This is a genomic window from Stutzerimonas marianensis (assembly GCF_022810315.1).
In the GTDB taxonomy this organism is placed as follows: Bacteria; Pseudomonadota; Gammaproteobacteria; order Pseudomonadales; family Pseudomonadaceae; genus Stutzerimonas; species Stutzerimonas marianensis.
On record NZ_JALGRD010000003.1, the window covers coordinates 205842 to 220516 of the forward strand.

General features: G+C 62.8%; 12 protein-coding genes. 8 read left to right on the forward strand and 4 right to left on the reverse strand.

What is annotated here, in order from left to right; all coding sequences use genetic code 11:
- Window positions 1–50: 50 nt before the first annotated feature.
- The 3 genes from MST27_RS06750 to MST27_RS06760 all read right to left on the reverse strand — a co-directional run bounded on the left by MST27_RS06750 (window position 51) and on the right by MST27_RS06760 (window position 3821).
- Entirely contained in the window at window positions 51–854 is an 804-nt protein-coding gene (locus MST27_RS06750) for a gamma-carboxygeranoyl-CoA hydratase (protein WP_243605239.1), read from the reverse strand.
- A gap of 83 nt (window positions 855–937) precedes the next feature.
- Complete coding sequence (locus MST27_RS06755) at window positions 938–2545, reverse strand: carboxyl transferase domain-containing protein (RefSeq protein ID WP_243605240.1); 1608 nt, start codon at window positions 2543–2545, stop codon at window positions 938–940.
- Window positions 2546–2657: 112 nt separating this feature from the next.
- Window positions 2658–3821: an isovaleryl-CoA dehydrogenase gene (locus tag MST27_RS06760; protein WP_243605241.1), complete on the reverse strand. Its 1164-nt coding sequence runs from the start codon at window positions 3819–3821 to the stop codon at window positions 2658–2660.
- A gap of 241 nt (window positions 3822–4062) precedes the next feature.
- Between MST27_RS06760 and MST27_RS06765 the strand changes: the two genes are divergently transcribed.
- The 8 genes from MST27_RS06765 (at window position 4063) to MST27_RS06800 (ending at window position 12771) form a co-directional block, all read left to right on the forward strand.
- Window positions 4063–5742: an AMP-binding protein gene (locus tag MST27_RS06765; protein WP_243605242.1), complete on the forward strand. Its 1680-nt coding sequence runs from the start codon at window positions 4063–4065 to the stop codon at window positions 5740–5742.
- Window positions 5743–5802: 60 nt separating this feature from the next.
- A complete protein-coding gene (locus MST27_RS06770) occupies window positions 5803–6396 on the forward strand; it encodes a peroxidase-related enzyme (protein ID WP_243605243.1) in 594 nt (197 codons plus the stop codon).
- 103 nt (window positions 6397–6499) lie between these two features.
- Window positions 6500–7762: an OprD family porin gene (locus MST27_RS06775; protein WP_243605244.1), complete on the forward strand. Its 1263-nt coding sequence runs from the start codon at window positions 6500–6502 to the stop codon at window positions 7760–7762.
- A gap of 244 nt (window positions 7763–8006) precedes the next feature.
- Window positions 8007–8780 carry an ABC transporter ATP-binding protein gene (locus MST27_RS06780; protein ID WP_243605245.1) on the forward strand — a complete coding sequence of 258 codons (774 nt, stop codon included), beginning with the start codon at window positions 8007–8009 and terminating at the stop codon, window positions 8778–8780.
- Window positions 8777–9493 (forward strand): ABC transporter ATP-binding protein, encoded by a 717-nt coding sequence (locus tag MST27_RS06785; RefSeq protein WP_243605246.1) that lies wholly within the window; start codon window positions 8777–8779, stop codon window positions 9491–9493. The genes MST27_RS06780 and MST27_RS06785 overlap by 4 nt, the downstream gene beginning before the upstream one ends.
- Before the next feature lie 81 nt (window positions 9494–9574).
- Window positions 9575–10792 (forward strand): ABC transporter substrate-binding protein, encoded by a 1218-nt coding sequence (locus tag MST27_RS06790; protein WP_243605247.1) that lies wholly within the window; start codon window positions 9575–9577, stop codon window positions 10790–10792.
- Window positions 10793–10858: 66 nt separating this feature from the next.
- Window positions 10859–11746: a branched-chain amino acid ABC transporter permease gene (locus tag MST27_RS06795; protein WP_243605248.1), complete on the forward strand. Its 888-nt coding sequence runs from the start codon at window positions 10859–10861 to the stop codon at window positions 11744–11746.
- Complete coding sequence (locus MST27_RS06800) at window positions 11746–12771, forward strand: branched-chain amino acid ABC transporter permease (protein WP_243605249.1); 1026 nt, start codon at window positions 11746–11748, stop codon at window positions 12769–12771. The genes MST27_RS06795 and MST27_RS06800 overlap by 1 nt, the downstream gene beginning before the upstream one ends.
- Before the next feature lie 999 nt (window positions 12772–13770).
- Here the strand turns inward: MST27_RS06800 and MST27_RS06805 are convergent.
- Window positions 13771–14547 (reverse strand): enoyl-CoA hydratase, encoded by a 777-nt coding sequence (locus MST27_RS06805; protein ID WP_243605250.1) that lies wholly within the window; start codon window positions 14545–14547, stop codon window positions 13771–13773.
- Window positions 14548–14675 lie beyond the last annotated feature (128 nt).

Consider the following 14675-nt stretch of genomic DNA (forward strand, 5'->3'; position numbering starts at 1 on the left):
TCGGGGAGAGGGTTGGGGTGAGGGGGCGGTGTTCCAGGCCAGCGCGGCCATCATGCCTCTCCCAGCCACTTGGGCTTGCGCTTTTCCAGAAAGGCATTGAGCCCTTCCTGACCCTCCGGGCTGACCCGGATACGCGCAATGGCGTTCTCGGTATAGCGGCGCAATGCCGGGCTCAGCGAGGCGCTGGAGGCCTCGCGCAGCAAGTCCTTGCTGGCCCGCATGGCTTGTGGACTGTTGAGCATCAGGTTGTCTAGCCAACCCTGCATGGCGTCGTCCAGTTCGGTGGCTGCGTAGCTTTCCGACAGCAGGCCGAGGTCCCGGGCGCGCTCGCCACCGAAGCGCTCGCCCGTCAGGGCGTAGCGACGCGTGGCGCGCTCACCGATGGCCTTGACCACGAAGGGACTGATCACCGCGGGCGCCAGGCCGATGCGCACCTCGGAAAGCGAGAACAGCGCATCGTGTGCGCCGATCGCCATGTCGCAGCAGGCAACCAGCCCGACCGCGCCGCCAAAGGCCGCACCCTGCACGACGGCCAGCGTCGGCAGCTTGAGGTGATAGAGGCTGTACATCAGTTCGGCCAGCTCGCGAGCGTCGGTGAGGTTGGCCTCGAAATCCAGCTTTGCCGATTGCTGCATCCAGGCCAGATCGGCACCGGCCGAAAAGTGCTTGCCGCGTCCACGCAGCACGAGGAAGCGCAGGGTCTTGTCCGCCTGTATCTGGTCGATGGCCGAGACCAGCTCGCGGATCATCTCGGCGTTGAAGGCGTTGTTCTTTTCCGGGCGGTTTAGCCACAGGGTGGCGAAGCCTTTCTCGGAATACTCGAGTTCAATGGTCTGAAAAGACGACGTGGTCATAAACGATTCCTGCGCGCTAGGGCCTTCGGCCCCTTGCCTGCGGCTACGTCAGCCGCCAGGCAGGGCGCCGTGATCGGTTCTCGCTACATCCGGAACACGCCGAACCGGGTCGGTTCGATCGGCGCGTTGAGACTCGCCGAGAGCGCCAGGGCCAGCACGTCACGCGTCTGCGCCGGATCGATAACGCCGTCATCCCAGAGCCGTGCGCTCGAATAATAGGGGTGCCCCTGGCGCTCATACTGCTCCAGGATCGGTTCTTTCAGCGCAGCCTCTTCGTCGTCGGAGAACGCCTGTCCGCTGCGCTCGGCCTGCTCGCGCTTGACTTGCACCAGCACGCCGGCCGCCTGTTCGCCACCCATCACGCCGATGCGCGCGTTGGGCCACATCCAGAGGAACCGCGGGTCGTAGGCGCGGCCGCACATGCCGTAGTTGCCGGCACCGAAGCTGCCGCCGATGAGCACGGTGAACTTCGGCACCTGGGCGCAGGCCACCGCGGTGACCAGCTTGGCGCCGTGCTTGGCGATGCCGCCGGCCTCGTATTTCTGCCCGACCATGAAACCGGTGATGTTCTGCAGGAACAGCAGCGGGATGCCGCGCTGGCAGGCCAGTTCGATGAAGTGCGCGCCTTTCTGCGCCGCCTCGGCGAAGAGGATGCCGTTGTTGGCAAGGATGGCGATCGGGTAGCCGTGCAGATGGGCGAAGCCGCAGACCAGGGTGGTGCCGAACAGTGCCTTGAATTCGTCGAACTCGCTGCCGTCCACCAGTCGCGCGATCACCTCGCGCACGTCATAGGGCTGCTTCGCCTGCGCCGGGATCACGCCGTACAGCTCGTCGGCGGCATACAGCGGTGCGCGCGGTTCGCGGGTTTGCAGCTGGCCGAGCTTGCGCCAGTTGAGGTTGGCCACACAGCGGCGGGCGATGGAAAGGGCGTGTTCGTCGTTCTCGGCGTAGTGGTCGGCGACGCCCGAGGTCTTGCAGTGCACGTCGGCGCCGCCCAGCTCCTCCGCGGTCACCACTTCGCCGGTGGCAGCCTTCACCAGCGGCGGGCCGGCGAGAAAGATGGTCGCCTGGTTACGCACCATGATGGTTTCGTCGGCCATCGCGGGCACATAGGCCCCACCGGCAGTGCAGGAACCCATCACCACGGCGATCTGCGGGATGCCCATGGCGCTCATGTTGGCCTGATTGAAGAAGATGCGGCCGAAGTGCTCGCGGTCCGGGAACACCTCGTCCTGGCGCGGCAGGTTGGCGCCGCCGGAGTCCACCAGGTAGATGCAGGGCAGGCGGTTCTCGCGGGCGACGGTCTGCGCGCGCAGGTGCTTCTTCACCGTCAGCGGGTAGTAGGTACCGCCTTTCACGGTGGCGTCGTTCGCGATGATCATGCACTCGACGCCTTCGACGCGGCCGATCCCTGCCACTACGCCGGCAGCGGCGACGTCTTCGCCGTACACCTCATGGGCGGCCAGCGGTGCCAGTTCGAGAAAGGCCGAGCCAGGGTCGAGGAGGGCATCGATCCGGTCGCGCACCAGCAGCTTGCCGCGCGATACATGGCGCTGCTGGGCCTTTTCGCCACCGCCTTCACTGACGCGGCCGAGCAGGGCGCGCAGGTTGTTCACCTGGTCGAGCATCGCCGCGCTGTTGGCAGCGAACTCCGGGGAACGGGTGTTGATCTGGGTATTTAGGATGGCCATGGTTGGCTCCGTTCAATTCCATCATGGATGGCTCTCCATCCACCGACTGCGGTGGAAAGTCGCTTCGCGGTTTTCCACCCTACGAGGCTAGGGGCGTTTTCCGCCCGCAGGCTCACTTGGATTCGTTGAACAGCTCGCGGCCGATCAGCATGCGGCGGATCTCACTGGTGCCGGCGCCGATCTCGTAGAGCTTGGCGTCGCGCAGCAGGCGGCCGGTGGGGAATTCGTTGATGTAGCCGTTGCCGCCGAGGATCTGGATCGCCTGCAGCGCCATCTGCGTGGCGTTTTCGGCGGTGTAGAGGATGACACCGGCGGCGTCCTTGCGCGTGGTTTCGCCGCGGTCGCAGGCCTGCGCGACGGTATAGAGGTAGGCACGGCTGGCGTTGAGCTGGGTGTACATGTCCGCCACCTTGCCCTGAATGAACTGGAACTCGCCGATGCTCTGGCCGAACTGCTTGCGGTCATGGATGTAGGGGACGACCACGTCGAGGCAGGCCTGCATGATCCCGACGGGGCCACCGGCGAGCACCACGCGCTCATAATCCAGGCCGCTCATCAGCACCTTGACGCCACCGTTCTCGACGCCCAGCACGTTCTCTTCCGGCACCTCGACGTCGTCGAAGAACAGCTCGCAGGTGTTGGAGCCGCGCATGCCGAGCTTGTCGAACTTGTTGCCGCGGGAGAAACCCTTCCAGTCGCGCTCGACGATGAAGGCGGTGATGCCGTGCGGCCCCTTGTCCAGGTCGGTCTTGGCGTAGATCACGTAGGTGTTGGCGTCGGGGCCGTTGGTGATCCAGGTTTTGCTGCCGTTGAGCACGTAGCGGTCGCCACGCTTTTCGGCGCGCAGCTTCATCGAGACCACGTCGGAGCCGGCGTTGGGCTCGCTCATCGCCAGCGCGCCGACATGCTCGCCGGAAACCAACTTGGGCAGGTACTTGGCCTTCTGTTCACGGGTCCCGTTGCGGTTGATCTGGTTGAGGCACAGGTTCGAGTGCGCGCCGTAGGACAGGCCGACCGAGGCGGAGCCGCGGCTGATTTCTTCCAGCGCGACGACGTGAGCCAGGTAGCCCATGCCGGCACCGCCGTATTCCTCGTCTATGGTGATACCGAGTAACCCCATCTCGCCGAATTTGCGCCACATGTCGCTGGGGAAGAGGTTGTCACGGTCGATGGCTTCGGCGCGCGGCGCCAGTTCCTCGGCCACGAAACCGCGGACCTGGTCGCGGAGCATGTCGACGGTTTCGCCGAGGGCGAAGTTGAGGCCGGAGTAAGTCATGTGCCACCTGCTTGTCTTGTCATTGTTCTGTTCGACCGCCGGGGCAGGGGAAACGTCGATTCGCCTGCGCTCCAGCCTGTTCCCAGGTCGCTTGCCCGAGCCGAATTCGGCGCTGGGTGCGGTGGGTTGTCACGCTGTGACCTTTACGTTAACGTAATCCCAGCCCGGAGCACCTGTCAACTCATCGGCAGGGCCCGGATTGCAAGGCCTCATAACAAACATAAGACCGAGGATTTACGACATGAGTCTTCCGAGCTACACCTGCGGACCGCAAACCAAACCCCTGCTGGCGATGACCATTGGTGCGGCGTTCGACCGGACGGTCGAACGATTCTCGGACCGTGAAGCTCTGGTCGTGCGGCATCAGAATCTGCGCTACACATGGGCGCAGCTCGCCCAGGAAGTGGACCGCTGCGCGCGGGGCCTGCTCGCGCTAGGACTCCAACCCGGTGAGCGGGTGGGCATCTGGTCGCCGAACAACGCGCAGTGGTGCGTCACCCAATTCGCCACGGCCAAGATCGGCGTGGTGCTGGTCAACATCAATCCGGCCTATCGCCTGAACGAACTCGAGTACGCGCTCAAGCAGTCCGGCTGCCGCTGGTTGATCTGCGCTGATGCTTTCAAGACCTCCGATTACCACGCCATGCTCAACGAGCTGCTGCCGGAGCTGGAGCGTTCGGCCGTTGGCGCCCTGCAAAGTCACATGCTCCCGGAGCTGCGCGGCGTGATCAGCCTGTGCGACACACCGGTGGACGGCATGCTGTTGTGGAAAGGGCTGATGGACATGGCCGATCAGGTCGGGCCCGAGCAGCTGCGCCTGTGCAGCGAGCAGCTGCAATTCGATGACCCGATCAATATCCAGTACACCTCGGGCACTACTGGTTTTCCGAAGGGCGCAACGCTCAGCCACTACAACATCCTCAACAACGGCTACATGGTCGGGGAGAGCCTCAAGCTGACCGAGCACGACCGGCTGGTGATTCCGGTGCCGCTGTATCATTGCTTCGGCATGGTCATGGGCAACCTCGGCTGCGTCACCCACGGCACCACCATGATCTATCCGAGCGCGGCCTTCGAACCGCTGGCGGCGCTACAGGCCGCGGCCGAAGAGAAAGCCACGGGGATGTACGGTGTGCCGACCATGTTCATCGCCATGCTCGACCACCCGGAACGCCCCTCCCTGGATCTGAGCAGCTTGCGCACCGGCATCATGGCTGGCTCGACCTGCCCGATCGAGGTGATGAAACGGGTCATCGACGACATGCACCTGGCCGAAATGCAGATCGCCTACGGCATGACCGAGACCAGCCCGGTGTCCACCCAGACCAGTGCCGACGATGACCTCGAACGCCGCGTGACCAGTGTCGGGCGTACCCAGCCGCACCTGGAAAGCAAGGTGGTCGACGAGCACAACCGTATCGTCCCGCGCGGGCAGATCGGTGAACTCTGCACCCGTGGCTACAGCGTCATGCTGGGCTACTGGAACAACCCGGAAGCCACCGCCGGTGCCATCGACGGGGCGCGCTGGATGCACACCGGTGACCTGGCGATCATGGACGACGAGGGCTATCTGAAGATCGTCGGGCGCAACAAGGACATGATCATTCGCGGCGGCGAGAACGTGTACCCGCGTGAGATCGAGGAGTTTCTCTTCACCCATCCGGCCGTGGCGGACGTTCAGGTGATCGGGGTGCCGGACAAGACCTACGGCGAAGAAATCGTCGCCTGGGTCAAGCTGCATCCCGGCCACGAGACCAGCGCGGAGGATCTGCGCGGCTTCTGCAAAGGCCGCATTGCGCACTTCAAGACGCCCAAGCACATCAAGTTCGTCGATGAATTCCCCATGACCATCAGCGGCAAGGTGCAGAAGTTCAAGATGCGCGAGGTGAGCGTCGTCGAGCTGGGCCTGGAACACGCGTGAGCCGCAGGGCGGCCGCGCCGCCTCGCACCCCTTGGTCTCATTGAATCGGAGTGCCCCCAAATGGCCGACGCCATCAGCCGCTTTCCGCTGGTCACCGACCTTGATTCGCTGCCCGCCGACGTGCGGGAGCGCATCCTCGCCGTCCAGGACAAAGCCGGTTTCATTCCCAATGTCTTTCTTATGTTGGCTCATCGACCTGATGAATTTCGGGCGTTCTTTGCTTATCACGATGCTTTGATGGAGCGGGAATCGGACAGCCTGACCAAGGCCGAGAAGGAGATGATCGTTGTCGCGGTGAGCGCCGATCACGGTTGCCTGTACTGCGTGGTGGCACATGGCGCCATCCTGCGGATTCTGGCCAAGGATGCGCTCATCGCGGACCAGATCGCGGTCAACTACCGTACTGCTTCTATCGGCGAGCGCCAGCGGGCGATGCTCGATTTCGCCCTGCATCTGGCGGCGAACCGTGGCGTGCTGGACGACAGCTGGCAGGCGCGACTGGAGGATATGGGCTTCACTCAAGGCGACATCTGGGATATCGGCTCGATTGCGGCGTTGTTCGGGCTATCCAACCGGCTGGTGTCGATGGCACGCACGCCGCCGAACGACGAATTCTATTTGCTGGGCCGTGTGCCCAGAGCTGCCGCGAACTGAGCGGCAGCGCTCGATTTACCACCACGTGGTAAAGCCGGGGCCGGCAGGAGCGAGGTCGGCCCCAACAGCTGCATCAACCAAGACAATAACAAGAGAGATGACTATGCACCTGAAACCCCTGAGCCGATTCTTCGTCTTCAGCAGCCTGGCCGCCACGGCGTTCGGCACCTCGACGATGGCCTCTGCCGCCTTCCTGGATGACAGTAAGGCCGCCGTCGAACTTCGCAACTTCTACATGAACCGTGACTTCCGCTCCGGCACCGGCCAGTCCAAGGCCGAGGAGTGGGCCCAGGGCTTCATCCTGAAAATGGAATCCGGCTACACCGAAGGACCGGTCGGCTTCGGCCTGGATGCCATCGGCCTGCTCGGCGTCAAACTCGACTCCGGCTCCGGTCGCGGCGGCACCGGCCTGCTGCCACGCTCGGTTTCCGGTGAACCGGCGGACGACTACGGCACTGCTGGCCTGACTGCCAAGGCCAAGTTGTCCAGTACGACGCTGCATGTCGGCACGCTGCAGCCAATCATCCCCGTGCTGATGCGCAACGACAGCCGCCTGCTGCCCAACATCTATCGCGGTGCCTGGTTGCAGAGCAAGGAAATCGAAGGTCTCACGCTGGATCTCGGCATGCTGGATCGCACGAGCTACCGCGACTCCTCCGATTATGAAGAGATGACCGTGTTCAACGGCGGGCTGCGCAACATTACCCTTGGCAGCAATACCACGAGCGACGAGTTCACCTTCGCCGGTGCCAAGTACCAGTTCATGCCCGAACTGACGGGCAGCTATTACTACGGCGGGCTCGACGGCATCTATGACCAGCACAACTTCAACCTCGTCCATGTGCTGCCGCTGAGCGACAACCAGAGCTTCAAGACCGACCTGCGCTATGTCCGGTCCACCGACGACGGTGGCAGCAACGTCGACAACAACGCCTTCGGCGCCATTTTCACCTACAGGATTGGCGGTCACGGATTCTCCGGTGGTTACCAGAAGATGAGCGGTGACACCGGCTTCGCCTATGTCGCTGGCGGTGACAACATGCTGATCAACCTGTTGCAGATCAATGACTTCGGCAACCAGGATGAGAAATCGTGGCAGGTTCGCTACGACTACGATTTCGCAGCGATGGGAATTCCCGGTCTGAGCCTGATGACCCGCTACGTTACGGGCGACAACGTCGATCGTGGCGCTGGCCTGAGCGAAGGCAAGGAGTGGGAGCGGGACACCGATATCGCCTACGTCATCCAGGACGGCCCGTTGAAGAACCTGGGCCTGAAGGTGCGTAACGCCACGGTGCGCAGCAACTTCGGCGCCGATCTGGACGAAACCCGGGTGATCCTGAGCTACACCCTGGCGCTTTGGTAATCAAGCAGTAGCAGTAATCCTCCTCGTTGGTCGTTTTACCGGGCCCTTGCCGGCCCGGTCTTTTCAAGATGTTACAGCTGTGCCTCTGCACCGCAGACAGCGCATCTTCAGCGGGCTCTGGCTCAATCGATCGTTTGAAAACGAAGCTTGCCTGGCGCTGGAATCGGTTGTTATCGTTTACGTAAAGGTCACCCGACGACCTGCGCCATAACCAACAACAATAATCAAGGTTAGAGGGCATCCCATGGCACCCGAGTACGTGCTGGAAACGCGCGGCCTGACCAAGGAATTTCGTGGCTTCACCGCGGTGGATTCGGTTGATCTCCGTGTCCAGACGGGACATATCCACGCGCTGATCGGGCCCAATGGTGCGGGCAAGACCACGGTCTTCAATCTCCTCACCAAATTTCTCACACCCACGCGCGGCGATATCCTCTACCGCGGCGAATCCATCACCTCGATGAAAGCCAATCAGATCGCGAGGCTGGGCCTGGTTCGCTCGTTCCAGATTTCTGCCGTGTTCGGTCACATGAGCGTGCTGGAAAACGTCCGCGTGGCGCTGCAGCAGAAGCTCGGCAATTCGTTTCACTTCTGGAAATCGGAAAACTCCCTGCGCCAGCTGGATGAGCGCGCCCTGCAGCTGCTCGCTGACGTCGATCTGGACGGCTTCGCCCAGACGCTCGCGATCGAGCTGCCATACGGTCGCAAGCGCGCGCTGGAGTTGGCCACGACGCTTGCGCTGGATCCCGTGGTGCTGTTGCTCGACGAACCGACCCAGGGCATGGGCGGCGAGGACGTCGACATGGTGGTCGCGCTGGTCAGGCGCGCCGCGCAGAACCGCACGGTGCTCATGGTCGAACACAACCTCAGCGTGGTCAGCCGCCTGTGCGATCGAATCACGGTCCTGGCGCGCGGTGCCGTACTGGCCGAAGGGGATTACGAGACCGTCTCGGCCAATCCGCAGGTTCGCGAGGCCTACATGGGCAGCGAAGCCACCGTCGAGGAGGCCCATCCATGACGCCGATGGCCGATCGCGATCAGTTGCGGGTCGATGACCTGCATGCCTTCTACGGCGAATCCCACATTCTTCACGGCGTCGACCTGGTGGTCGGTCGTGGCGAGCTGGTGACGCTGCTTGGCCGCAATGGCTCCGGCCGGTCCACCACGTTGCGCGCGATCATGAACATGGTCGGCCGGCGTACCGGCTCGATCGTGGTCAACGGCAACGAAACCATGGGCATGCCGGCTCACCAGATCCCACGGCTCGGCGTCGGCTACTGCCCGGAGGAGCGCGGCATCTTCGCCAGCCTCAGCGTCGAGGAAAATCTGCTGCTGCCCCCCACCGTGCGCAGTGGCGGCATGGGGCTGGACGAGCTCTACGAGATGTTCCCGAACCTCTATGAACGCCGTTTCAGTCAGGGCACGCGGCTATCCGGCGGCGAACAGCAGATGCTGGCCATGGCGCGCATCCTGCGCACCGGCGCCAACCTGCTGTTGCTCGATGAGATTACCGAAGGCCTCGCGCCCGTCATCGTACAGAAGCTCGGCGAGGTGCTGCTGAAGCTCAAACAGCGCGGCCTGACGATCGTGCTGGTCGAACAGAACTTCCGTTTCGCCGCGCCGCTGGCCGACCGTCACTATGTGATGGAGCACGGACAGATCATCGAAGAAATCCATGCGGCCGATCTGGATTCGAAAAAGGCGTTTCTGAACAGCTGTCTCGGGGTCTGATGCCCCGTCAGAAGGACCTGCCGGTTTGCAGTACACCGGCATTTCATCAACCACCAACAAAAACAATCACAGTGGGTGAATATGAAATCTCTACGGAAAACCGCAGCCGCCGCGCTCGTGTCCAGCTTCATCGCAGGGGCCGCTCAGGCCGAGATCAGCAACGACGAAATTCGCATCGGGTATCTGGCCGACATGTCCGGCACCTACCGCGACCTGTCCGGCCCGGGTGGGCTCGAGGCGCTGCAGATGGCCATCGAGGATTTCGGCGGCAGTGTCAATGGCAAGAAGATCGTCACCTTCAACGCCGATGACCTGAACAAACCCGACGTGGGCGCCAATACGGTTCGTCAGTGGATCGACGAACGCAACGTCGACATGGTAACCGGCATGGTCGCGAGCTCCGTGGTGCTGGCCGCGGCCAAGGTGGTGGAGCAGGGTGGCAAGCTCGCGCTGATCTCCGGTGCAGCGGCTTCGAGCATCACCAACGAATACTGCGCGCCCAGCCATATTCACTGGACTTACGACACCTTCGCGCTGGCCAACGGCACCGCCAACGCCGTGCTCAAGGACGGCGGCAAGAGCTGGTTCATCCTCACGGCCGATTACGCCTTCGGCCATGCGATGGAGAACGACATCAAGAAGGTGGTCGAGGCAGAAGGCGGCAGCGTGGTCGGCACCGTGCGACACCCGTTCCCGAGCAGCGACTTTTCGTCCTACATTCTTCAGGCACAGGGTTCCGGTGCCGACGTGGTGGCCTTGGCGAATGCTGGCGCCGATACCGTGAACTCGTTGAAGACAGCGAGCGAATTCGGCGTCGCGCAGTCCGGGCAGAAGCTCGCCGGCATGGTGGTGTTCCTCAACGATATCCATGCCATGGGGTTGGACGTCACCCAGGGCTTGATGTTGACCACCGGCTGGTACTGGGACATGAACGAGGAAACCCGCGCCTGGGCCAAGCGCTATCACGAGCGCGTCGGGCGCATGCCGGGCATGGTACCGGCAGGTATCTATTCGGCGACCATGCACTACCTCAACGCCGTGAAGGAAACCGGCAGCGACGATGCCGAAGTCGTTCGCGCGCAGATGGCCAAGACGCCGGTCGACGACATGTTCGCCAAGAACGGCAAGATCCGCGAGGACGGGCGCATGGTTCACGACATGTACCTGGTACAGGTGAAGACACCGGACGAGTCGACCGGCGAGTGGGACCTGTACAAGGTGGTGAGTACCATTCCGGGCGACCAGGCATTTCGCCCCATCGGCGAGAGCCAGTGCCAGAAGATGGCGCCCAAGAGCTGAACAGGCCGAGTGCACCGCGACCCGGCCGTCACTGGCCGGGTGTCAGGAAATCCTCTGGGGTGAATCATGACTCTCGTTTTCGGCGTACCGCTGAGCGTTCTGCTCGGGCAACTGCTGCTCGGCCTGATCAACGGCTCCTTCTACGCGCTGTTGAGCCTTGGCCTGGCGATCATCTTCGGGCTGCTGCGCATCATCAACTTCGCCCACGGCGCGCAGTACATGCTGGGTGCTTTCGCCGCGTTTCTCGGCTTGAACTACCTGGGCATCAACTACTGGATGGCGCTGCTCTTGTCACCGCTGCTGATCGGCTTGCTGGGCATGGGCATAGAGCGCGGGCTGCTGCGCCGTATCGCCGGAGAGGACCATCTCTACGGCCTGTTGCTCACCTTCGGCCTGGCGCTGATCGTCGAGGGCAGTTTCGTCAAGCTCTTCGGGGTTTCCGGCTCGCCTTATCCGATGCCTGACCTGCTCAAGGGCGGGCATAACCTGGGCTTCATGTTTCTACCGACCTACCGGGGCTGGGTGATCGTCGCGGCGCTGACGGTGTGTTTCGTCACCTGGTACATGATCGAGCGCACACGACTGGGTTCCTATCTGCGTGCCGGCACGGAGAACCCCCGGTTGATGCAGGCATTCGGTATCAACGTACCGGTGCTGGTCACCCTGACCTATGGCTATGGGGTCGCACTCGCTGCCTTCGCCGGTGTACTGGCGGCGCCGATCTATGCCGTCACGCCAGGCATGGGTTCGAACCTGCTGATCGTCGTGTTTGCCGTCGTGGTGATCGGGGGCATGGGGTCGATCATGGGCGCCATCGTGACCGGGCTGGCGATGGGGCTGATCGAAGGCCTGACGAAGGTGTTCTATCCCGAAGCCGCCAACACGGTGATCTTCGTGATCATGGTGCTGGTGCTCTTGCTCAGGCCAGCCGGGCTGTTCGGTAAGGAGGCGTGATGATGACCCAGGAAAGCGTTCAGCCAGCCGCTGTTCAGGCCGCTTCGCCCCAGGTGAAAGCCAATGCCGAGCGGGAACGACGGCGCGCGGCGCGGCGCCGCCAGCATTTCTTCTACCTCGCCTTGCTGGGCGTGGCGATGGTCGCACCGATGCTGGTGTATCCGGTGTTCCTGATGAAGCTGCTGTGCTTCGCCTTGTTCGCCTGCGCGTTCAACCTGTTGCTCGGGTATGCGGGGTTGTTGTCGTTCGGGCATGCGGCGTTCTTCGCCTGCGGCGGGTACATCACGGGCTACATGCTCAGCACCTACAGCGGGCTGAACACCGAACTCGGGATTATCGCCGGCACCCTGGCTTCCACGGTGCTGGGGTTGGTCTTCGGCATTCTGGCGATCCGCCGGCAGGGGATATATTTCGCGATGATCACGCTCGCGCTGGCACAGATGGTGTTCTTCGTCTTTGTCCAGGCGCCCTTCACCGGCGGCGAGAACGGGATGCAGGGCGTGCCGCGCGGGCACCTGTTCGGTTTGTTCGACATGCAGAACAACATGGCGCTGTATTACTTCGTGTTGGCGGTGTTCGTGCTCGGCTTCATGATCATCCAGCGCACCATCCATTCGCCTTACGGGCAGGTGCTCAAGGCGATTCGCGAAAATGAACCGCGCGCCATCTCCCTGGGCTACAACGTCGATGCACACAAGCTGCTGGCGTTCGTTATTTCCGCCGCACTGACCGGACTGGCCGGGTCGACCAAGACGGTGGTGTTCCAGCTCGCGTCACTCACCGATGCGCACTGGCACATGTCCGGCGAAGTCATTCTGATGACCCTGCTCGGCGGCGTCGGCACCATCCTCGGCCCGGTGGTGGGAGCTACGGTAGTGGTCACCCTGCAGAGTTCGCTGTCGAACGGACCGCTGGGCGAATGGGTACACGTCATCCTCGGCGTGATCTTCGTGCTCTGCGTGTTGTTGTTCCGGTCGGGCATCGTGGGCTGGGTCGAACGGTTGATCCGGCGGAATTTCAAGTAGCGCCGCCCGACATCGATTGTGTCGGGCCGATCTGGTGGGCCGAATCCATTCGGCCATGGGGCGCTCTCGACCACAGGAGCCATGTCGACGACGGCGGGCGAATAAATTCGCCCCTACGGGTTGGCGGTGGTCCGGCCTGCGCACGGACCTGTAGGGTCGAATTTATTCGACCATGGGCACTGTCTCGGCCTGGGGAGCGATCTGGGACAAAAGGGCGAATAAATTCGCCCGTACGGGTTGGCGGTGGCCCGGCCTGCGCACGGACCTGTAGGGTCGAAGTTATTCGACCATGGGCGCTGTCTCGGCTACGGGTGCGATTTTGGGACCAAAGGGCGAAAGAATTCGCCCCTACGGGTCGGCGCTGATCCAGCCTACGCACGGACCCGTAGGGTCGAATTTATTCGACCATGGGCGCTGTCTCGGCTACGGGTGCGATTTTGGGACCAAAGGGCGAATGAATTCGCCCCTACGGGTCGGCGCTGTTCCAGCCTACGCACGGACCCGTAGGGTCGACTTTATTCGACCAAGGGCGCTGTCTTGGCTACGGGTGCGATCTGGGAAAAAAGGGCGAATGAATTCGCCCCTACGGGTCGGCGCTGATCCAGCCTACGCACGGACCCGTAGGGTCGAATTTATTCGACCAAGGGCGCTGTCTTGGATACGGGTGCGATCTGGGAAAAAAGGGCGAATGAATTCGCCCCTACGGGTCGGCGCTGCTCCAGCCTCCGCACGGACCCGTAGGGTCGAATTTATTCGACCCAGGGCGCTGTCTTGGATACGGGTGCGATCTGGGACCAAAGGGCGAATGAAGTCGCCCCTACGGCTCGCTGGTCCAGCCTGCGCACGGACCTGTAGGGTCGAATCTAATCGACCAAGGGCGCTGTCTCGGCCTGGGGAGCGATCTGGGACCAAAGGGCGAATGAAGTCGCCCCTACGGCTCGCTGGTCCAGCCCGCGCACGAACCTGTAGGGTCGAATTTATTCGACCGAGGGCAGACGTTCAGGCATTTTTCCAGGTGGGGCTGCGTTTTTCCAGAAAGGCGTTGACGCCTTCCTTCTGATCCTGGGTGTCGAAGAGTTCGGCGAAGAGTTCGCGCTCGGCAGCCCAGCCCGCGTCGTGGTCATCGTGGCGGGCGTTCATGACCAGTCGTTTGCAGCGGCTCACCGAGGAGGGGCTCTGCTTGCTTGCGCTTTCGGCGAGCTTGAGTGCCCTCGCGAGCGCCTCGCCCCGCGGGACCACTTCCTCGACCAGCCCGATCTTCTCGGCGCGTTGCGCATCGACGCGTTCGCCGCAGAGGATCATGCGCTTGGCCCAGCCTTCGCCGACGAGCCATGGCAGGTTCTGAGTGCCGCCGGCGCACGGCAGCAGGCCGACGCTGGCTTCAGGCAGCGCCATTTGCGCCTGCTCCTCGGCAATGCGGATGTCGCAGGCCAGCGCGCACTCCAGGCCACCGCCCATGGCGTAACCGTTGATCGCGGCGATGGACACGCCGCGAAAGCGCGTCAGCGCATCGAAGGCGCGGCCGAAGAGGGCGGCCACCTCGCTGGCGGCCGCTTTGTCACCATCGGCGAACTGCTTGAGGTCCGCGCCGGCCGAGAAGAACTTCTCGCCCTGGCCGGTGATGACCAGCGCATACACCTGCGGGTTGTCGTCGAGCTGCGCGATCATCTGCTCCAATGCGGCCAGTGACTCGCGATCCCAGGTATTGGCCGGCGGGTTGGCGATGGTCAGCAGCGCCGTGTGGTCGCGTATCTCGAGCTGGATCTTCTGACTCATGTCGGTTCCTTTTCTTGGAATGGGGCGGGTGCCGTCAGGGTTCGATGAACGAGCCTAGCAGCGTAAAAATAGTAAACACATGCTGTGAAATGCAGAGGTATTCTGTGTTTTTGCACAATCTCGGCGCG

Bases quoted from the DNA above. Each gene is read 5' to 3' on its own strand.
- MST27_RS06750 (WP_243605239.1), bottom strand. From the start codon at position 854: ATGACCACGTCGTCTTTTCAGACCATTGAACTCGAGTATTCCGAGAAA.
- MST27_RS06755 (WP_243605240.1), bottom strand. From the start codon at position 2,545: ATGGCCATCCTAAATACCCAGATCAACACCCGTTCCCCGGAGTTCGCT.
- MST27_RS06760 (WP_243605241.1), bottom strand. From the start codon at position 3,821: ATGACTTACTCCGGCCTCAACTTCGCCCTCGGCGAAACCGTCGACATG.
- MST27_RS06765 (WP_243605242.1), top strand. From the start codon at position 4,063: ATGAGTCTTCCGAGCTACACCTGCGGACCGCAAACCAAACCCCTGCTG.
- MST27_RS06770 (WP_243605243.1), top strand. From the start codon at position 5,803: ATGGCCGACGCCATCAGCCGCTTTCCGCTGGTCACCGACCTTGATTCG.
- MST27_RS06775 (WP_243605244.1), top strand. From the start codon at position 6,500: ATGCACCTGAAACCCCTGAGCCGATTCTTCGTCTTCAGCAGCCTGGCC.
- MST27_RS06780 (WP_243605245.1), top strand. From the start codon at position 8,007: ATGGCACCCGAGTACGTGCTGGAAACGCGCGGCCTGACCAAGGAATTT.
- MST27_RS06785 (WP_243605246.1), top strand. From the start codon at position 8,777: ATGACGCCGATGGCCGATCGCGATCAGTTGCGGGTCGATGACCTGCAT.
- MST27_RS06790 (WP_243605247.1), top strand. From the start codon at position 9,575: ATGAAATCTCTACGGAAAACCGCAGCCGCCGCGCTCGTGTCCAGCTTC.
- MST27_RS06795 (WP_243605248.1), top strand. From the start codon at position 10,859: ATGACTCTCGTTTTCGGCGTACCGCTGAGCGTTCTGCTCGGGCAACTG.
- MST27_RS06800 (WP_243605249.1), top strand. From the start codon at position 11,746: ATGATGACCCAGGAAAGCGTTCAGCCAGCCGCTGTTCAGGCCGCTTCG.
- MST27_RS06805 (WP_243605250.1), bottom strand. From the start codon at position 14,547: ATGAGTCAGAAGATCCAGCTCGAGATACGCGACCACACGGCGCTGCTG.